Raw genomic sequence first — 16573 nt, forward strand, 5'->3', positions numbered from 1 at the left:
TTCAGACGGGGCCACGCGAACTGTCCAGCCAGGGGCGGCGAGGGCTTCTGCTTTTAGGGGCGCGGGGAACTGCGCGATCAGCCACGACGCACCCGCACTCGGCAACGAGGCGCTCCCCGAACGGCGCGTGGCTAGAGCTCGGCCAACAACTCCGCCTTCTTCACACTGAACTCCTCATCCGTCACCAGCCCCGCCTCATGCAACTCCCCCAGATGCCGGATCCGGTCGGCGATGTCGGCCGGATCCCGCCGGGGCCCCGCCTCGACGGGAACCGCCGCAACCGCCGCACCCCCCGCGGAGCGAACCGCCGCCAGCACAGCCGCGGCGAACGGCAACGACTCATGCACCGGCCCGTACCCGAGCCCGAACACGACGGCGGCCGGATCATGATCCGGCTGTGCCGGCCGCTCACCGGCGGCGTCCCGCCGCAGCAGCCGCAGATACCCCTCGAACATCTCCGGCGACCGCCACTCGACCCCGCTCAGCGCCTCGACAGGGAAACTCTGGTCCCCGGCCTTCCACTTCGCCGACGACGCCCCCGTCCAGAACCACCGGAACGACACGGACCGCCCGTCGAAGGACGCCTTCCCGTCGTACGCCTTGAACTGCAACGGCACCTCCGGGGCCGCCACCAGAAAACGATCGGCGGGCCCCGACCCGGTCAACCGCGCCCGCAACTCGTCGGCGTAGTACTCCGCGAGCGTCTCCCGCTCGGCCGGCAGCACCAGCCGGTACGGATCGGATCCCTCCTTGAGCTGGTCCGCCGCCGCCTCCATCAGCGGATCGGCGCCCGGTCGCGGCACGGCACGCAGTACGACGGTGCCCCGCTTCCCGGGCGTCAGTGTCACCCCCGCGATCGCCTCCAGGGGGACGCGTCGCTCGCCGAGCGCCTGGAAGAGCTTCGGCGTGCGAATCCCCCGTTCGAAGCGGATGAGCACGGAGTCGGACTCGAACTCCCAGGCGGCATGAAATCCGGCCAGTACGTCACCCATGCGGCTCATCGTATGCGGGCGAAGCGGGGAAGTCCCGACCGAGGCGAACCGCACTTTTTACACTCCTCTACGCGCGTCAGGCCGCAGCGCTGTCGGACAGACCCGTCAGACACGCGTCGTCCTCCCGCGCACACCGCACCGACCCGTACGCGCCGATGCCGATCTCGGCGAAGTTGCTCAGGCTGTCGGTGCCCGGCTCGAAATAGCCGCTGTGCCCCCGGGCGTCGGCCGCGGACAGGATGCGCGCCCCGAACTCCGAGGAGACCGGGTCGGCGCCGTGGCCGAGCCCGCCGACCTCCAGGTAGGGCACGTCCTGGACCCAGTCGTCGGCGTCCCGCATGGCCCACACCCGGGCCGTCGTACCGAGTTGCCCGGCCGACTCGGCGCGCATGCCGGGGCTGCCGGCGACCGCGATGTCGGTGACCCGGGACGGCAGCGAGGACGCGGCGACCCCGCACACCACGGAGCCGTAGCTGTGGCACACCAGCGCCACGGTGGAGTCGCCGGGCAGGCTCCGCACCAGCGCGTTCAGCCGGACCGAGCCCTGTTCGGCGCGGAGCGCGGTGGCCGAGTCGAGGCCGAGGCCGGCGGGCGCGGTGTAGTCGGCCCAGGCGATCACCGCCGTACGGGTCCCGGGGCTCGCCGCGCGCTCCGCGTCGTAGAGCGATTCGGCCATGCCGACGGGCGCGGAGTACCGGCGGTTGGTGCGCTGGAAGTTGAGGAGGTCGGTGTCGACGCCGGGGACGACGACCGAGACCCGCTCGGCCTTGTCGAGGCTGCCGAAGGCCTCGGCGACCCGGCCGTTGCCCTCGGGGTCGAAGGCGAGGATGTGCCGTCGCTTCGCGGCGAGCATGTCGAAGCGGTGCATCCGGCGGCCGGCCTCGTGCCGGCCGTTCGCGGAGAGCCGCTCGTCGCGCATGCGCTCCCGTTCGTGCGCGCTCTGCTGCTTGAGGGCGATGCGGTTGGCCCGGTAGCGCAGCTTGACGGGGGCGCCGTTCATATTGCCGACCGCGAGCGCATAGCGGTGGGCGAGTCTCGTGCGCTGCCGGTCGGTGAGCGAGGCGAAGAAGGCGGCCAGGCGCTGCGGGGGCGATTCGGCGTCCGGCAGGTCGCGGCCGTCGAGGGTCCCGCGCTGCCACGCGGAGAGCGACGCCTGGAGCGGCGACGCCTCACGATGGCTGCGGATCGCGGTCCAGCCGGTGGTCGCCAGCATCACGAAAACCACGGCCAGCGCCAGCAGTGCGCGCCAGACGTTCAGTTGCGGGGAGGAGTCGAAGGAAGTCACTGAAAGGACACACTAAGAGAACGGAAGGGTCTCGCGTTAACCGAGTGAGGCGGATCACGTTTCGATCACGCCCGTTCCGTACGGTGCCGCAGAGAAGGTCCCGAAGGTGCCGTTCCCTAGGTCTTTCGGTCAGTACGCCACTTCTCGGCCAACGACGGCCGTACGGCGTCCAGATGCGCGGCGGTCAGTTCCCGCATGGCCTCCATGCTGAGGTCGCCGCCCAGGGCCCACAGGCGCTCGGTGACACGCATCACACCGCCGAAGACGGCCACCGCCACGCGCGGCCGGGGGTCGGTGTCCACGTCGAGCCCCTCGCGCTCGGCGATGATCCGCTCCATCTCCCGCGCCACCTCGTCCGCGCGGCGCAGGTGGGCGGCCAGCAGCGCGGGCGTCGACTCGACCATGCCGTAGGCGCGCAGGAAGAGCTCGGCGGGGACGACCTGGTCGACGGCCTCGCCGATGGCGTCCCAGCCCTCCAGGACGGCGTTGCGCATCGCCTCCAGCGGGGCCTCGTGCGAGGGCCGGGCGCGCACACCGGCCAGGAAGTGCCGCTGGGTGAGGTCGATGACCGCGAGGGCGGCCTCCTCCTTGCCCGCGAAGTAGCGGAAGAAGGTGCGCTGCGAGACGTCCACGGCCTCGGCGATCTCGTCGACCGTCGTCGCCTCGTACCCCTGGGTCGTGAACAGCTCCAGGGCCGCCCGCAGCAACGCGTCGTGGGTGCGCTGCTTCTTGCGCTCGCGCAGCCCGGGCCGCTCCTCGGTCGCCGCCGTCGTCGCCGTGGCCGCCGTCTCCATGAACCCTCGTCTCCACCCGCCCCTGCGGCGAGTGACGTGACAGTTACCGACTTGTGAATTGGTTTGTCAACTGTCAGTGGCTGTCATTAGCCTCGCGCGTATGACTAGTCAGACCACTGTCGACAAGACGGGACCGGGGGACAAGGCGCCAGTCGTCCCGTCGGACCCGACGACGAACCAGGGCCGGGGCCTGCGCGGCCATCCCTGGTTCACCCTCCTCACCGTGGCCGTCGGCGTCATGATGGTCGCCCTCGACGGCACCATCGTGGCGATCGCCAACCCGGTCATCGCGGACGACCTCAAGGCGAGCTTCGCCGAGGTCCAGTGGATCACCAACGCGTACTTCCTCGCGCTGGCGGTCACCCTCATCACCGCGGGCAAGCTGGGCGACCGCTTCGGCCACCGCCAGACCTTCCTCATAGGCGTGGTCGGCTTCGCCGCCGCCTCCGGGGCCATCGGCCTGTCGGACTCGGTCGCCTTCGTGGTGACCTTCCGGGTCTTCCAGGGCCTGTTCGGCGCGCTGCTGATGCCGGCCGCACTCGGCCTGCTCCGCGCCACCTTCCCCGCCGAGAAGCTGAACATGGCGATCGGCATCTGGGGCATGGTCATCGGTGCCTCCACCGCGGGCGGCCCGATCCTCGGCGGCTTCCTCGTGGAGAACGTCAGCTGGCAGTCGGTGTTCTGGATCAACGTCCCCGTCGGCATCCTCGCCGTCGCCCTGGGCGCCTGGATCCTGCTGGACCATCGCGCCGAGAACGCCCCGCGCTCCTTCGACGTCCTCGGCATCGCGCTGCTCTCCGGAGCGATGTTCTGCCTGGTCTGGGCCCTCATCAAGGCACCGGAGTGGGGCTGGGGCGACACCCAGACCTGGACCTTCCTGGTCGGCTCCATCGTCCTCTTCGCCGTCTTCGCCTTCTGGGAGACGAAGGTGAAGGAGCCGCTGATCCCGCTGGCCCTGTTCCGTTCCGTACCCCTGTCCGCGGGTGTCGTCCTGATGGTCCTGATGGCCATCGCCTTCATGGGCGGCCTGTTCTTCGTGACGTTCTACCTCCAGAACGTCCACGGGATGAGCCCCATCGACGCGGGTCTGCACCTTCTCCCGCTCACCGGCATGATGATCGTCGGCTCGCCGCTGGCGGGCGCGATCATCACCAAGGCCGGACCGCGCATCCCGCTGGCCGGCGGCATGGCCCTCACCGCGATCGCGATGTACGGCATGTCGACGCTGGAGACCGACACCGGCAGCGCCGTGATGTCCCTCTGGTTCGCGCTCCTCGGCCTCGGCCTCGCCCCGGTCATGGTCGGCGCCACCGAGGTCATCGTCGGCAACGCGCCCCTGGAGCTGTCCGGTGTCGCCGGTGGCCTCCAGCAGGCCGCGATGCAGATCGGCGGCAGCCTCGGTACGGCCGTGCTGGGCGCCGTGATGGCCTCCAAGGTCGACGGCGATCTGCCGGGCAACTGGGCCGACGCCGGCCTTCCGCCGCTCACCGAGGCCCAGCTCGGCCAGGCCTCCGAGGCCGTCCAGGTCGGTGTCCCGCCGGTCGCCGAGGGCACCCCGCCGGAGGTCGCCGCGAAGATCGCCACGGTCGCGCACGACACGTTCATGTCGGGCATGGGCCTGGCGTCGCTCGTCGCCGCCGGGGTGGCCGCGGTCGCCGTCCTCGTGGCGTTCCTGACCAAGCGCGGCGAGAACGCCGAGGCGGGTGCGGGAGCGGCGCACATCTAGCAACTCCGCCATTGCCTCGCGCGCGGGTTTCCGCCCGCGTTCGCCTATCAGGGTGACAAGTCTGAAGATCGCTTCCACCTGGTACGCGCCGCAGGTCACAGTGGGTCAAGTCCTCCGCACGGCATGGTCGTTGGCGGCGGAGTGACCCGGGGGTCTGCGGCGCGCTGCCGGAGGGGGGCAGCGCGCGCAGACGGTTCCGACACCATCCCCCGGTTTCAACCACTCCGCGGGGGTACTCGCCGTCCTGTACTCGAACTGACCGCGAGGTTCAGGGAGTTGTTGACGATGGCGGGCTTCGGACACGGTACGCGCAGGCACCCCCGATCACGTGGCTGGACGTGGTCACGGAGCGGGCCGGATCGCGCGACACTCGGGATCATCGGCGTCATCTGCGCGATCGCGGGATTCTTCGTCCTGGGCATCATTCTCGGCCCCGTGGCGATCCTGTGCGGCTGGCTGGCCATGAACCGCACCTGGTCCGGCGCCCGCCCCGTCCCCGCGATCATCGCGGTCGTTCTGGGTGCCATCGACACCGTCCTGGCCATCATCTGGCTGGCCGGCACGGCGACACCGGGGGCCGGCTTCTTCTGACCCCCGGGGTGAGCGAGAAACGGGGTGCGTTGTCGGGTGCGGGTGCGTGGGGCTTCTCGCGCAGTTCCCCGCGCCCCTGAAAGAGCAGGGGCTGCGCCCCTGCTTTTTCAACGGCCCGCAGGGGCCGTTGTCTTCAGGGGCGCGGGGAACTGCGCGACCAGCCCCCACGCACCCGCACCCGCCGACGCACCCCCACCCCTACGGTCACCGGCGCTGCTCAGGCACCCCTTCGACGGACTTCAACGACGCCACCTCGGCCCGCAGCAACCGAACCTCCTCGGCCAACTCCGCTATCGCGGCTGTCTGCCGCCGCTCCTCCGCGTCGTCCTTCTCGAACCGCGCTATGAACCACGCCGCGATGTTCGCCGTCACCACACCCAGCAACGCGATCCCCGACAGCATCAGCCCGACCGCCAGCACCCGCCCCAGCCCGGTCGTCGGCGCGTGATCCCCGTACCCCACCGTGGTCATCGTCGTGAACGACCACCACACCGCGTCGTCCAGCGTGTCGATGTTCCCGCCGGGGGCATCCCGCTCCACGGACAGCACCGCGAGCGACCCGAACATCAACAGCCCCAAGACCGCCCCGCCGACATACGTCGTGAGCCGTATCTGCGAGGCCATCCGCGCCCGCTGCCCCACCAGCAGCAACGTCGCCACCACCCGCAGCAGCCGCAGCGGCTGGATCATCGGGAGCACCACCGCGCACAGGTCCAGCCAGTGCGACCGTACGAACTCCCGCCGCCGCTCGGCGAGGAGCAGCCGGATGACGTAGTCCAGGGCGAACGCGCCCCACACCCCCCACTCGGCGGCCTCGCACCACCACCTCACCCGGTCGCTCGCGTCCGGCCGCACGATCGGCACGGCGTACGCCACGGCGAACACCGCCGCCAGGCAGAACAGAGGCCGCTGTGTGCGCTCTTCCCAACGGACCTGGGCCGGTACCGATCGCTGCTTCATGCCCGCATCGTAGGAAACGTGAAGGGGTGGTGAACCCACAGGTTCACCACCCCTTGACACCACCGGCCGTTCTGACCGGCTCGGCCCAGCGCAGCGACTACGCGTCTCCGCCCGCCGCGCCCGGGTCGGCCGCCGCCACGTCCAGCAGCTGATAGCGGTCGATGGCCTGCTTCAGCACCGAGCGGTCGACCTTGCCCTCACGGGCCAGCTCGGTCAGCACCGCGACCACGATCGACTGCGCGTCGATGTGGAAGAACCGCCGCGCCGCGCCCCGCGTGTCCGCGAAGCCGAAACCGTCCGCGCCCAGCGACTGGTACGTGCCCGGCACCCATCGCGCGATCTGGTCCGGCACCGACCGCATCCAGTCGGAGACGGCCACGAACGGCCCCTCGGCGCCGCTCAGCTTCCGCGTCACGTACGGGACCTGCTGCTCCTCCTCCGGGTGCAGCAGGTTGTGCCGCTCCACGTCGACGGCCTCGCGGCGCAGCTCGTTCCAGGAGGTCGCCGACCAGACGTCCGCCTTGACGTTCCAGTCGGCGGCCAGGATCCGCTGCGCCTCGATCGCCCACGGCACCGCGACACCGGAGGCGATGATCTGCCCCGGGATCGAGCCCGACTCGCCGGCCTTGACGCGGTGGATGCCCTTGAGGATGCCCTCCACGTCCACGTCCGCCGGCTCGGCCGGGTGCTGGATCGGCTCGTTGTAGACGGTGAGGTAGTAGAAGACGTCCTCGCCGGGCTTGCCGTCGGCGGTCTCGCCGTACATCCGGCGCAGACCGTCCTTCACGATGTGCGCGATCTCGTACCCGTACGCCGGGTCGTAGGCGACACAGCCCGGGTTCGTCGAGGCGAGCAGCTGCGAGTGGCCGTCCGCGTGCTGGAGACCCTCACCGGTCAGGGTCGTACGGCCGGCGGTCGCGCCCAGGACGAAACCGCGCGCCAGCTGGTCGGCCATCTGCCAGAACTGGTCACCGGTGCGCTGGAAACCGAACATCGAGTAGAAGACATAGACCGGGATGAGCGGCTCGCCGTGCGTCGCGTACGCCGAGCCCGCCGCGATCAGCGAGGCCGTACAGCCCGCTTCCGAGATGCCGTCGTGCAGCATCTGGCCCGTCGGCGACTCCTTGTAGGCGAGCAGCAGATCGCGGTCGACCGCCTCGTACTGCTGGCCGAGCGGGTTGTAGATCTTCGCGCTCGGGAAGAACGAGTCCATACCGAAGGTGCGGTACTCGTCGGGCGCGATCAGCACGAACCGCTTGCCGATCTCCTTGTCCCGCATGAGGTCCTTCAGCAGTCGGACAAACGCCATGGTGGTGGCGATGGACTGCTGACCGGAACCCTTCTTCACACTCGCGTACGTCTTCTCGTCCGGCAGGGCCAGCGGCTTCGCCCGCACGACACGCGTCGGGACGTACCCGCCGAGCCCCTTGCGGCGGTCGTGCATGTACTGGAGCTCCTCCGAGTTCCGCCCCGGGTGGTAGTACGGCGGCACGCCGGACTCCAGCTCCTTGTCGGAGATGGGCAGGTGGAGGCGGTCGCGGAAGCCCTTGAGGTCGGCGACCGTCAGCTTCTTCATCTGGTGCGTGGCGTTGCGGCCCTCGAAGTTCGGGCCCAGCGTCCAGCCCTTGACCGTCTTCGCCAGGATGACCGTCGGCTGGCCCTTGTGCTCGTACGCCGCCTTGTACGCCGCGTAGATCTTGCGGTGGTCGTGACCGCCGCGGCCCAGGTGCAGGATCTGGTCGTCGGTCATGTTCTCGACCATCGCGCGCAGCCGGTGGTCGTCACCGAAGAAGTGGTCGCGGATGTACGCGCCGGTCTCGGTGGCGTACGTCTGGTACTGGCCGTCCGGAGTGGTGTTCATCCGGTTGACCAGCACACCGTCGCGGTCCTGTGCGAGCAGCGGGTCCCAGGAGCGGTCCCAGACGAGCTTGATCACGTTCCAGCCGGCGCCCCGGAAGACCGACTCCAGCTCCTGGATGACCTTGCCGTTGCCGCGCACCGGGCCGTCGAGGCGCTGGAGGTTGCAGTTCACCACGAAGGTCAGGTTGTCGAGGCCCTCGCGGGCGGCGATCGTGAGCTGGCCGAGCGACTCCGGCTCGTCCATCTCGCCGTCCCCGAGGAACGCCCAGACATGGGACTTGGAGGTGTCCGCGATACCGCGCGCCTCCATGTACCGGTTCATCCGCGCCTGGTAGATGGCGCCCAGCGGACCGAGGCCCATGGACACGGTCGGGAACTCCCAGAAGTCCGGCATCAGCCGCGGGTGCGGGTAGCTGGACAGACCGTACGGCGCCTTCGACTTCTCCTGGCGGAAGGCGTCCAGCTGCCGGTCGTCGAGCCGGTCCAGCATGTACGCGCGGGCGTAGATGCCGGGGGAGGCGTGGCCCTGGAAGAAGATCTGGTCGCCGCCGTCGCCCTCCTCCTTGCCGCGGAAGAAGTGGTTGAAGCCCACGTCGTAGAGGGAGGCGGAGGACGCGAAGGTCGCGATGTGGCCGCCGACCCCGATGCCGGGGCGCTGGGCGCGCGACACCATCACGGCGGCGTTCCACCGTGTCGCGTTGAGGATCTTCCGCTCGATCTCCTCGTTGCCCGGGAAGAACGGCTCGGCCTTGGTCGGGATGGTGTTGACGTAGTCCGTGCTGCGCATCTCGGGCACGGCCACACGCTTCTCACGGGCCCGCTCGATGAGCCGGAGCATCAGGTAGCGCGCGCGCTCACGGCCGCGCTCGTCCACGGCGGCGTCGAGCGAGTCGAGCCACTCCTGGGTCTCCTCGGGATCGAAGTCAGGGACCTGACTCGGAAGGCCGCCAATGATGATCGGATTGCGATCGGATCCGGAAGCCACGCTGTTCCTTAGCTGTCAGAGGGCCGCTCTTCAGGGTTTTTCATGGGTGTTCTCTAGGTGCCTGCACCGCCCCCCATCGTGTACCTCGGGGACGCAAACGTCATCTCTACCGAGAGGTAACCAGGGCGGTAGCTTGCTCGGCAAAGGTAGTAAAGGTATTCGATGCTCGTACCCCCCTATGGTTGCCGAATGCACAAAACGGGCAGAACGGTGTGGCGTGCGTCACGTGAAGCTGAGAATCCGCGCAGAGAGTTGCGGTGACACGGCCCGGATCGTCACCGTTTCGGCGGTCTGGAAGGCTGGGTACTTGCGCGATCCGTCCCGCCCGTGTGGACTACGGCCAACGCTTCGCGCACGCGCGTGGCTGAACTTCCCCGGGGGCAACCCCACCCGAACATGATCAGGAGGCAACCCGTGAGCGCGACCGCGGACCACGCGGAGGAGCGGACGAACCCTGCCGCGAGGCTGGGGTTCCAGCCCGAGCAGGTGGTCCAGGAGATCGGCTACGACGACGATGTCGACCAGGAGCTCCGCGAGTCCATCGAAGAAGTCGTAGGCAGTGAGCTCGTCGACGAGGACTACGACGACGTGGCCGATGCCGTCGTGCTGTGGTTCCGAGACGACGACGGCGACCTGACCGACGTACTGGTGGACGCCACCACGTACATCGAGGAGGGTGGCTCGATCCTGCTGCTGACGCCCAAGACCGGGCGTGACGGCTATGTGGAGCCCAGCGACATCTCCGAAGCCGCGACGACCGCGGGACTGTCCGCGTCGAAGAGCGTCAGCGTCGGCAAGGACTGGAGTGGGAGCCGGCTGGTGACGCCGAAGGCGGCGAAGTCGAAGAAGTAGTCAAGCAGTGACGTTCGCCTGAGAGCTCGATGGGTTCTGTGCGGTGGCGGCCTCGGTTTCGTCGTGGCTTGTCGCGCAGTTCCCCGCGCCCCTGGAGAGGGCCCCTTCGGGGCCACCCCTCCGGGGGCGCGCCGTTTCTCGTGCGTAGGCTGGGACACCCGAACGGTCCATGAAGGGACTCAGGAAGATCATGGCGATCCAGGTCGGCGACAAGGCTCCCGACTTCGAGCTGAAGGACAACCACGGCGCCACCGTGCGGCTCTCGGACTTCCGGGGCGAGAAGAACGTGGTGGTGCTCTTCTACCCGTTCGCGTTCACCGGGGTCTGCACCGGGGAGCTGTGCGAGCTGCGGGACAACCTGCCGAAGTTCGTGAACGACGACGTACAGCTGCTGGCGGTGTCGAACGACTCGATCCACACGCTGCGGGTCTTCGCCGAGCAGGAGGGCCTGGACTACCCGCTGCTGTCGGACTTCTGGCCGCACGGCGAGGTCTCCCGGGCGTACGGCGTGTTCGACGCGGACAAGGGCTGCGCGGTGCGCGGCACGTTCATCGTGGACAAGGAGGGCGTCGTCCGCTGGTCGGTCGTCAACGCCCTGCCGGACGCCCGCGACCTGAACGAGTACCTCGCGGCCCTCGACACCCTGTGATTCTTCGGTTCCAAGCCCTACGGCGAACGGGAACCCGTCACTAGGATCGACACGTTGATCCGACACCAACGCACGACGGGGCTCCCCGCCCCTGAAACCAAACGGAGGACTTCGTGGGAGTCAGCCTCAGCAAGGGCGGCAACGTATCGCTGACCAAGGAGGCGCCGGGCCTGACCGCGGTCATCGTCGGTCTGGGGTGGGACATCCGCACCACGACCGGCACCGACTTCGACCTGGACGCCAGCGCCCTGCTGCTGGACTCGTCGGGCAAGGTCAGCAGCGACGCCAACTTCATCTTCTTCAACAACCTGAAGAGCCCCGACGGCTCGGTCGAGCACACCGGCGACAACCTCACCGGTGAGGGCGAGGGCGACGACGAGCAGATCAAGGTCAACCTCGCGGGTGTCCCGGCCGAGATCGAGAAGATCGTCTTCCCGGTCTCGATCTACGACGCCGAGAACCGCCAGCAGTCCTTCGGCCAGGTCCGCAACGCCTTCATCCGCGTGGTGAACCAGGCCGGCGAGGCGGAGATCGCCCGCTACGACCTGTCCGAGGACGCCTCCACCGAGACCGCCATGGTCTTCGGCGAGCTGTACCGGCACGGCGCCGAGTGGAAGTTCCGCGCCATCGGCCAGGGATACGCCTCGGGCCTGCGCGGTATCGCCCAGGACTTCGGTGTGAACGTCTGAGTCACGGGGGAAGTCCCCCTGGACACCGACTCACCACGTCCGGCGCCGCTGTCATCACCGACCGCGGCGCCGGACGCGCTCGTACGGACAACTGAACAGTTGAGCAACTGAAGCTCGAAAATCGGGGAGGACCAGCACCATGGGCGTCACACTCGCCAAGGGAGGCAATGTCTCCCTCTCCAAGGCCGCGCCGAACCTCACTCAAGTGTTGGTCGGGCTCGGCTGGGACGTCCGGACCACCACCGGAGCCCCCTTCGACCTCGACGCCAGCGCGCTGCTGTGCCAGGGCGGCCGGGTGCTGGGGGACGAGTGGTTCGTCTTCTACAACAACCTCAAGAGCCCCGACGGCTCGGTCGAGCACACCGGCGACAACCTCACCGGTGAGGGCGACGGCGACGACGAGTCGCTGATCATCGATCTCTCCCGGGTGCCGGCCACCGTCGACAAGATCGTCTTTCCGGTCTCCATCCATGACGCCGAGAACCGCGGTCAGGCCTTCGGCCAGGTCAGCAATGCCTTCATCCGTGTCGTCAACCAGGCAGACGGCCAGGAACTCGCCCGTTACGACCTCTCCGAGGACGCCTCCACCGAGACCGCGATGATCTTCGGCGAGGTCTACCGCTACGGCGGGGAGTGGAAGTTCCGCGCGGTGGGACAGGGGTACGCGTCCGGTCTGCGAGGCATCGCACTCGACTTCGGAGTGAACGTCTCGTAGCGCTATAAGCGCAAAAGCCGGGGCCGTGTGGGGTGCGAGGGGTACCCGACTAGACTTCGGGTTCAAAAGTTCGTAAAGCCGCGCGCGGCGCGGGGGAACCCCGTACACACACGATTGGGTAGCCAGTGGTTCTGAAAACCTTCGGCTGGTCGTTCGCGGTCACCGCGCTCGGCTTGGTCGCAGCGGTTCTCTACGGTGGATGGGCCGCGTTCGGTATCGTCGCGATCCTGTCCGTCCTGGAGATCTCGCTGTCGTTCGACAACGCGGTGGTCAACGCCGGGATCCTGAAGAAGATGAATGCCTTCTGGCAGAAGATCTTCCTCACCATCGGCATCCTGATCGCCGTCTTCGGTATGCGGCTGGTCTTCCCCGTCGTCATCGTCGCCATCAGCGCCAAGATGGGTCCGATCGAGGCCGTCGACCTGGCGCTCACCGACAAGGACCAGTACCAGCAGTACGTGACCGACGCCCACCCGTCGATCGCGGCCTTCGGCGGTATGTTCCTGCTGATGATCTTCCTGGACTTCATCTTCGAGGACCGGGACATCAAGTGGCTGGGCTGGCTGGAGCGTCCGCTGTCCAAGCTCGGCAAGATCGACATGCTGTCGGCCTGTATCGCGATGATCGTCCTGCTGATCACCTCGATGACCTTCGCGACCCAGGCCCACCAGCACGGCGGCGCCCATGTCGACAAGGCGCAGACCGTTCTGATCTCCGGTCTCGCGGGCCTCATCACCTATCTCGTCGTCGGCGGTCTCTCCGGGTTCTTCGAGAACAAGCTGGAGGAAGAGGAGGAGCGCGAGCACGAGGAGGAGGAAGCGGCGGAGCGCGAGGGCAAGCCGCGTTCGGCCGTGGCCCTCGCGGGCAAGGCCGCGTTCTTCATGTTCCTCTACCTGGAGGTCCTGGACGCGTCCTTCTCCTTCGACGGTGTCATCGGCGCCTTCGCCATCACCAACGACATCGTCCTGATGGCGCTGGGCCTCGGTATCGGCGCGATGTACGTCCGGTCGCTGACCGTGTACCTGGTCCGCCAGGGCACCCTCGACGACTACGTCTACCTGGAGCACGGCGCGCACTACGCGATCGGCGCTCTCGCCGCGATCCTCCTCGTCACCATCCAGTACGAGATCAACGAGTTCATCACCGGTTCCGTCGGTGTCATCCTGATCGCCTGGTCCTTCTGGTCCTCGGTGCGCCGCAACAAGGCGCTGGCGGCCGAAGAGGGAAAAGCTGACGCCGCCGACAAGTCGGAGGTCTCCTCCGGGGTGTGACCACCCGCGGGGTGAGGGCAGGCTCTGAGCGGGGCGGCCGACGAGGACTCGTCCTCGTCGGCCGCCCCGCTGGTGGTTGACGCGACGACACGGCTAGTTGTGGGGCGGGCGGGCATGAGTTTCCTGGACAACCTCTGGCGCGGGCGGGCCTCGGAGTTCGACGCGGGCAACGCGGCGACCAACGCGATCGAGCTGACCAAGCGGCACCAGAAGGTGTCCCTCTCCAAGCAGAACGCCGCGGCGGGCCATCTGCGCGTCAACCTGTCCTGGCGGATGCGGACGTCCGACATCGGCGGGCCCAAGCGGCAGAGCGTGCTGCGGCACCCCTTCAAGGCCCTGCGGCCGGAGGAGGTGCAGGCGCACAGCCAGAGCATGGTCAACGTCGACCTCGACCTCGGCTGTCTGTACGAGCTGGCCGACGGGACGAAGGGCGTCGTACAGCCGCTGGGCGGCTTCCTCGGGGACATCAACGACCCGCCGTACATGCGGCTCAGCGGGGACGACCGGTTCGGGTCGGGGTCCGGCGAGACGATGTACATCAACCTGGACCACCGGGACGCGTTCAAGCGGATGCTGGTGTTCGTCTACATCTACGACCAGACGCCGGCGTTCGACCGTACGCACGCCGTGGTGACGCTGTATCCGAGCAACGGGCCGCGGATCGAGATAGGCCTGGACGAGAGGCATCCGCAGGCCCGGTCGTGTGCGGTGGTGATGATCGAGAACGTCAAGGGGGAGATCACCGTGCGCCGGGAGGTGAAGTTCGTCTACGGGTTCCAGGCGGAGCTTGACCGGTTGTACGGGTGGGGACTGCAGTGGGGGCGGGGCTACAAGACCAAGGCGGAGCGCTGACGAGCGTGTTGGCCGGGCCGCCTTCGAGCTCGGGACGGCAGGTGCGTCGGCGGCTGCGGGTCGGTGGGGGTTGATCGCGCCCACGCGGCGGAGCCGCATATAGACACAGCCCCGCGCCCCTTGCGGGGCGCGCCCCTCAGCGGCCGATGAACTGAGGGCCCTGCGGGGGCAGGCGGAAGTTGGGGTCCAGGGCTGCCGCTGTGGGCTGTGGGTAGCCGTAGGCCGGGCCGTTGGCGGTGGCGGGGACCGGCTGGGGGTGCGGATAGCCGTAGGCCGGCTGGGCGGGCGGTTGGGTCGGGGCCGCCGGAGGGTAGCCGTACCCGGGCTGGGACGGGACGCCCGACGGGGGCAGCTCGGGGGGCAGGGGGGCCGAGATCTCGGGGGCCGGTGTCTGGGCCGTGGCCGTCCGGTCGGCCGCCGCCGCCGTCTCGTCCACCAGGATGCCGAAGTTCGTGGCGAGGCCCTGGAGGCCGTTGGCGTACCCCTCGCCCAGGGCGCGGAACTTCCAGCCGCCGCCCCGGCGGTACAGCTCGCCGCAGATCAGGGCGGTCTCCTCGCCGGTCTCGGGCTTGACGTCGAAATACGCCAGCGGCTCGGCGTCGGCGACCGTGGCGTCGTACAGCAGGATGCGCAGGGACCGTACGCGGTCGAAGGAGACGGGCTCCCCCTGGACGTCGTCGGCGGAGGCCACGATGAGAATCTGGCCGACGGCGGACTCGACACCGGCCAGATCGGTCTGGATGGTGTCGGTGAGGCCGTCCGCCACACGCTTTTTGCCGAGCCGCCACACCTTGCCCGACGGGTGGCGCGGCTGGTTGTAGAAGACGAAGTCCTCGTCGGACCGTACGCGTCCGTCGGGGCCGAGGAGCAGCGCCGAGGCGTCGACGTCCGGGGAGTCCTGGCCCGCCGCCCAGCGCAGCACGGCGCGGACCGCCGTGGCTTCGATCGGGACGTTCGACCCCTTCAGCATCGCGTGCGTCATGCGGTCATCCTGCCCTCTCGGTCCTGATCACGACAACGCGGGGGCGCCGAAACGTCGGTGAAAGCGTCCAGTGCCCGACATGGCCGGGTTACCAGAACTTCACGCCCGGCGGGAACTGATGTCACACATTTGTACGTACTATTACCGGCCACGATCGTGACCGGACGCCTAGCAATCACGGGGGAATCACATGCGTCATTTCGGGCACATCGCCCCTGAGGAGCGTCAGCGTCTCTTCTACCGGGAGCCGGGCGTCTTCGACGCGGACTCCCCGGCCCGTGTGCTGGCCGCCGCGCTCGGTGCCACGCTCTACAGCCCGGCGACCCGGGAGCGGCTGGCCGACGACATCGTCAAGCAGGCCGGGCGCGGCGTGGTCTCCATGGTGCTGTGCCTGGAGGACTCCATCGACGACGCGGAGGTCGTGGGCGCCGAGGAGAACCTCGTCCGGCAGTTCACCGACCTCGCCGGGCGGCCGGACGCCGAACTTCCGCTGCTGTTTATCAGGGTCCGCTTCCCCGAGCAGATACCCGACCTCGTCCACCGGTTCGGCCCGGCCGTACGGCTGCTGTCCGGATTCGTGTTCCCGAAGTTCACCGAGGAGCGCGGGGTGGCGTTCCTGGAGGCACTCACCGCCGCCGAGGCCGCGAGCGGGCGACGGCTGTTCGGGATGCCCGTGCTCGAATCGCCGGAGCTGATGTACAGGGAGACGCGCGTAGAGGCGCTCCAGGGCATCGCCCACACCGTCGACAAGTACCGCGACCGTGTTCTCGCGCTGCGGCTCGGCGTCACCGACTTCTGCTCCTCCTACGCCCTGCGCCGGGCGCCCGACATGACCGCGTACGACGTCCAGATCGTCGCCTCGGTGATCGCGGACGTGGTCAATGTGCTGGGGCGCGCCGACGGCACCGGGTTCACGGTCACCGGGCCGGTGTGGGAGTACTTCCGGGTCCAGGAGCGCATGTTCAAGCCGCAGCTGCGCACCAGCCCCTTCCTCGCGAACCGGGCCGGGCAGTTGCGCGAGTCGCTGATCGAGCACGCGCTGGACGGGCTGCTGCGCGAGATCTCCCTCGACCAGGCCAACGGGCTGCTCGGCAAGACCTGCATCCATCCCTCGCACGTCCTGCCGGTGCACGCGCTGTCCGTGGTCAGCCACGAGGAGTTCGGCGACGCCCAGGACATCCTGCGGCCCGACCGCAACGGCGGCGGGGTCCTGCGGTCCGCCTCCCGCAACAAGATGAACGAGGTCAAGCCGCACCGCGCCTGGGCGGAAAGGGTTCTGCAACGCGCCGAGGTGTTCGGTGTCGCCAACGAGGACATCGGGTTCGTGGACCTGCTGGCCGCGGGTCTGCCCGACTGACCTTCCCGCTCCA

General features: G+C 68.8%; 15 protein-coding genes. 9 read left to right on the forward strand and 6 right to left on the reverse strand.

The window, feature by feature from the left end; translation table 11 throughout:
- Window positions 1-131 precede the first annotated feature (131 nt).
- From ABT147_RS08995 to ABT147_RS09005, 3 genes are all read right to left on the reverse strand, one after another.
- Window positions 132-992: a DUF4429 domain-containing protein gene (locus tag ABT147_RS08995; protein ID WP_351403567.1), complete on the reverse strand. Its 861-nt coding sequence runs from the start codon at window positions 990-992 to the stop codon at window positions 132-134.
- Window positions 993-1068: 76 nt separating this feature from the next.
- Window positions 1069-2277, reverse strand: coding sequence for an alpha/beta hydrolase (locus ABT147_RS09000; RefSeq protein WP_351403568.1), 1209 nt, complete (start codon window positions 2275-2277; stop codon window positions 1069-1071).
- 116 nt (window positions 2278-2393) lie between these two features.
- On the reverse strand, window positions 2394-3071 hold the full coding sequence (locus ABT147_RS09005; protein ID WP_351403569.1) for a TetR/AcrR family transcriptional regulator: 678 nt from the start codon (window positions 3069-3071) through the stop codon (window positions 2394-2396).
- A 100-nt stretch (window positions 3072-3171) separates the two neighbouring features.
- Between ABT147_RS09005 and ABT147_RS09010 the strand changes: the two genes are divergently transcribed.
- Together ABT147_RS09010 and ABT147_RS09015 are read left to right on the forward strand one after the other, a co-directional pair.
- Window positions 3172-4797, forward strand: a complete 1626-nt coding sequence (locus ABT147_RS09010) for an MFS transporter (RefSeq protein ID WP_351403570.1) — start codon at window positions 3172-3174, stop codon at window positions 4795-4797.
- A gap of 285 nt (window positions 4798-5082) precedes the next feature.
- Window positions 5083-5388, forward strand: a complete 306-nt coding sequence (locus ABT147_RS09015) for a small hydrophobic protein (protein ID WP_351403571.1) — start codon at window positions 5083-5085, stop codon at window positions 5386-5388.
- A 204-nt stretch (window positions 5389-5592) separates the two neighbouring features.
- On the opposite strand, the gene ABT147_RS09020 is transcribed toward ABT147_RS09015, so the two are convergent.
- Complete coding sequence (locus tag ABT147_RS09020) at window positions 5593-6348, reverse strand: potassium channel family protein (protein WP_351403572.1); 756 nt, start codon at window positions 6346-6348, stop codon at window positions 5593-5595.
- A gap of 97 nt (window positions 6349-6445) precedes the next feature.
- A complete protein-coding gene (gene aceE / locus ABT147_RS09025; protein WP_351403573.1) occupies window positions 6446-9193 on the reverse strand; it encodes a pyruvate dehydrogenase (acetyl-transferring), homodimeric type in 2748 nt (915 codons plus the stop codon).
- Window positions 9194-9607: 414 nt separating this feature from the next.
- Here aceE and ABT147_RS09030 point away from each other — a divergent pair, with 414 nt between their 5' ends.
- The 6 genes from ABT147_RS09030 (at window position 9608) to ABT147_RS09055 (ending at window position 14221) form a co-directional block, all read left to right on the forward strand.
- The gene (locus ABT147_RS09030) at window positions 9608-10045 is read left to right on the forward strand and encodes a DUF3052 domain-containing protein (protein ID WP_020115348.1); all 438 of its coding nucleotides are present in this window, start codon (window positions 9608-9610) and stop codon (window positions 10043-10045) included.
- A 190-nt stretch (window positions 10046-10235) separates the two neighbouring features.
- The gene (locus ABT147_RS09035) at window positions 10236-10694 is read left to right on the forward strand and encodes a peroxiredoxin (RefSeq protein ID WP_351403633.1); all 459 of its coding nucleotides are present in this window, start codon (window positions 10236-10238) and stop codon (window positions 10692-10694) included.
- Between the two features lie 113 nt (window positions 10695-10807).
- Entirely contained in the window at window positions 10808-11383 is a 576-nt protein-coding gene (locus tag ABT147_RS09040; protein ID WP_351403574.1) for a calcium homeostasis/redox stress adaptation protein, read from the forward strand.
- Window positions 11384-11522: 139 nt separating this feature from the next.
- Complete coding sequence (locus ABT147_RS09045; RefSeq protein ID WP_033527290.1) at window positions 11523-12098, forward strand: TerD family protein; 576 nt, start codon at window positions 11523-11525, stop codon at window positions 12096-12098.
- 125 nt (window positions 12099-12223) lie between these two features.
- Window positions 12224-13369, forward strand: a complete 1146-nt coding sequence (locus ABT147_RS09050; RefSeq protein WP_351403575.1) for a DUF475 domain-containing protein — start codon at window positions 12224-12226, stop codon at window positions 13367-13369.
- 114 nt (window positions 13370-13483) lie between these two features.
- Window positions 13484-14221, forward strand: coding sequence for a TerD family protein (locus ABT147_RS09055; RefSeq protein ID WP_351403576.1), 738 nt, complete (start codon window positions 13484-13486; stop codon window positions 14219-14221).
- 136 nt (window positions 14222-14357) lie between these two features.
- Here ABT147_RS09055 and ABT147_RS09060 read toward each other — a convergent pair whose 3' ends face one another.
- The gene (locus tag ABT147_RS09060; RefSeq protein ID WP_351403577.1) at window positions 14358-15203 is read right to left on the reverse strand and encodes a TerD family protein; all 846 of its coding nucleotides are present in this window, start codon (window positions 15201-15203) and stop codon (window positions 14358-14360) included.
- A gap of 190 nt (window positions 15204-15393) precedes the next feature.
- Here ABT147_RS09060 and ABT147_RS09065 point away from each other — a divergent pair, with 190 nt between their 5' ends.
- Complete coding sequence (locus ABT147_RS09065) at window positions 15394-16560, forward strand: HpcH/HpaI aldolase/citrate lyase family protein (RefSeq protein ID WP_351403578.1); 1167 nt, start codon at window positions 15394-15396, stop codon at window positions 16558-16560.
- The last annotated feature ends 13 nt before the right edge of the window (window positions 16561-16573 follow it).

This window comes from Streptomyces sp. NPDC001868 (assembly GCF_040297125.1).
Classification (GTDB): domain Bacteria; phylum Actinomycetota; class Actinomycetes; order Streptomycetales; family Streptomycetaceae; genus Streptomyces.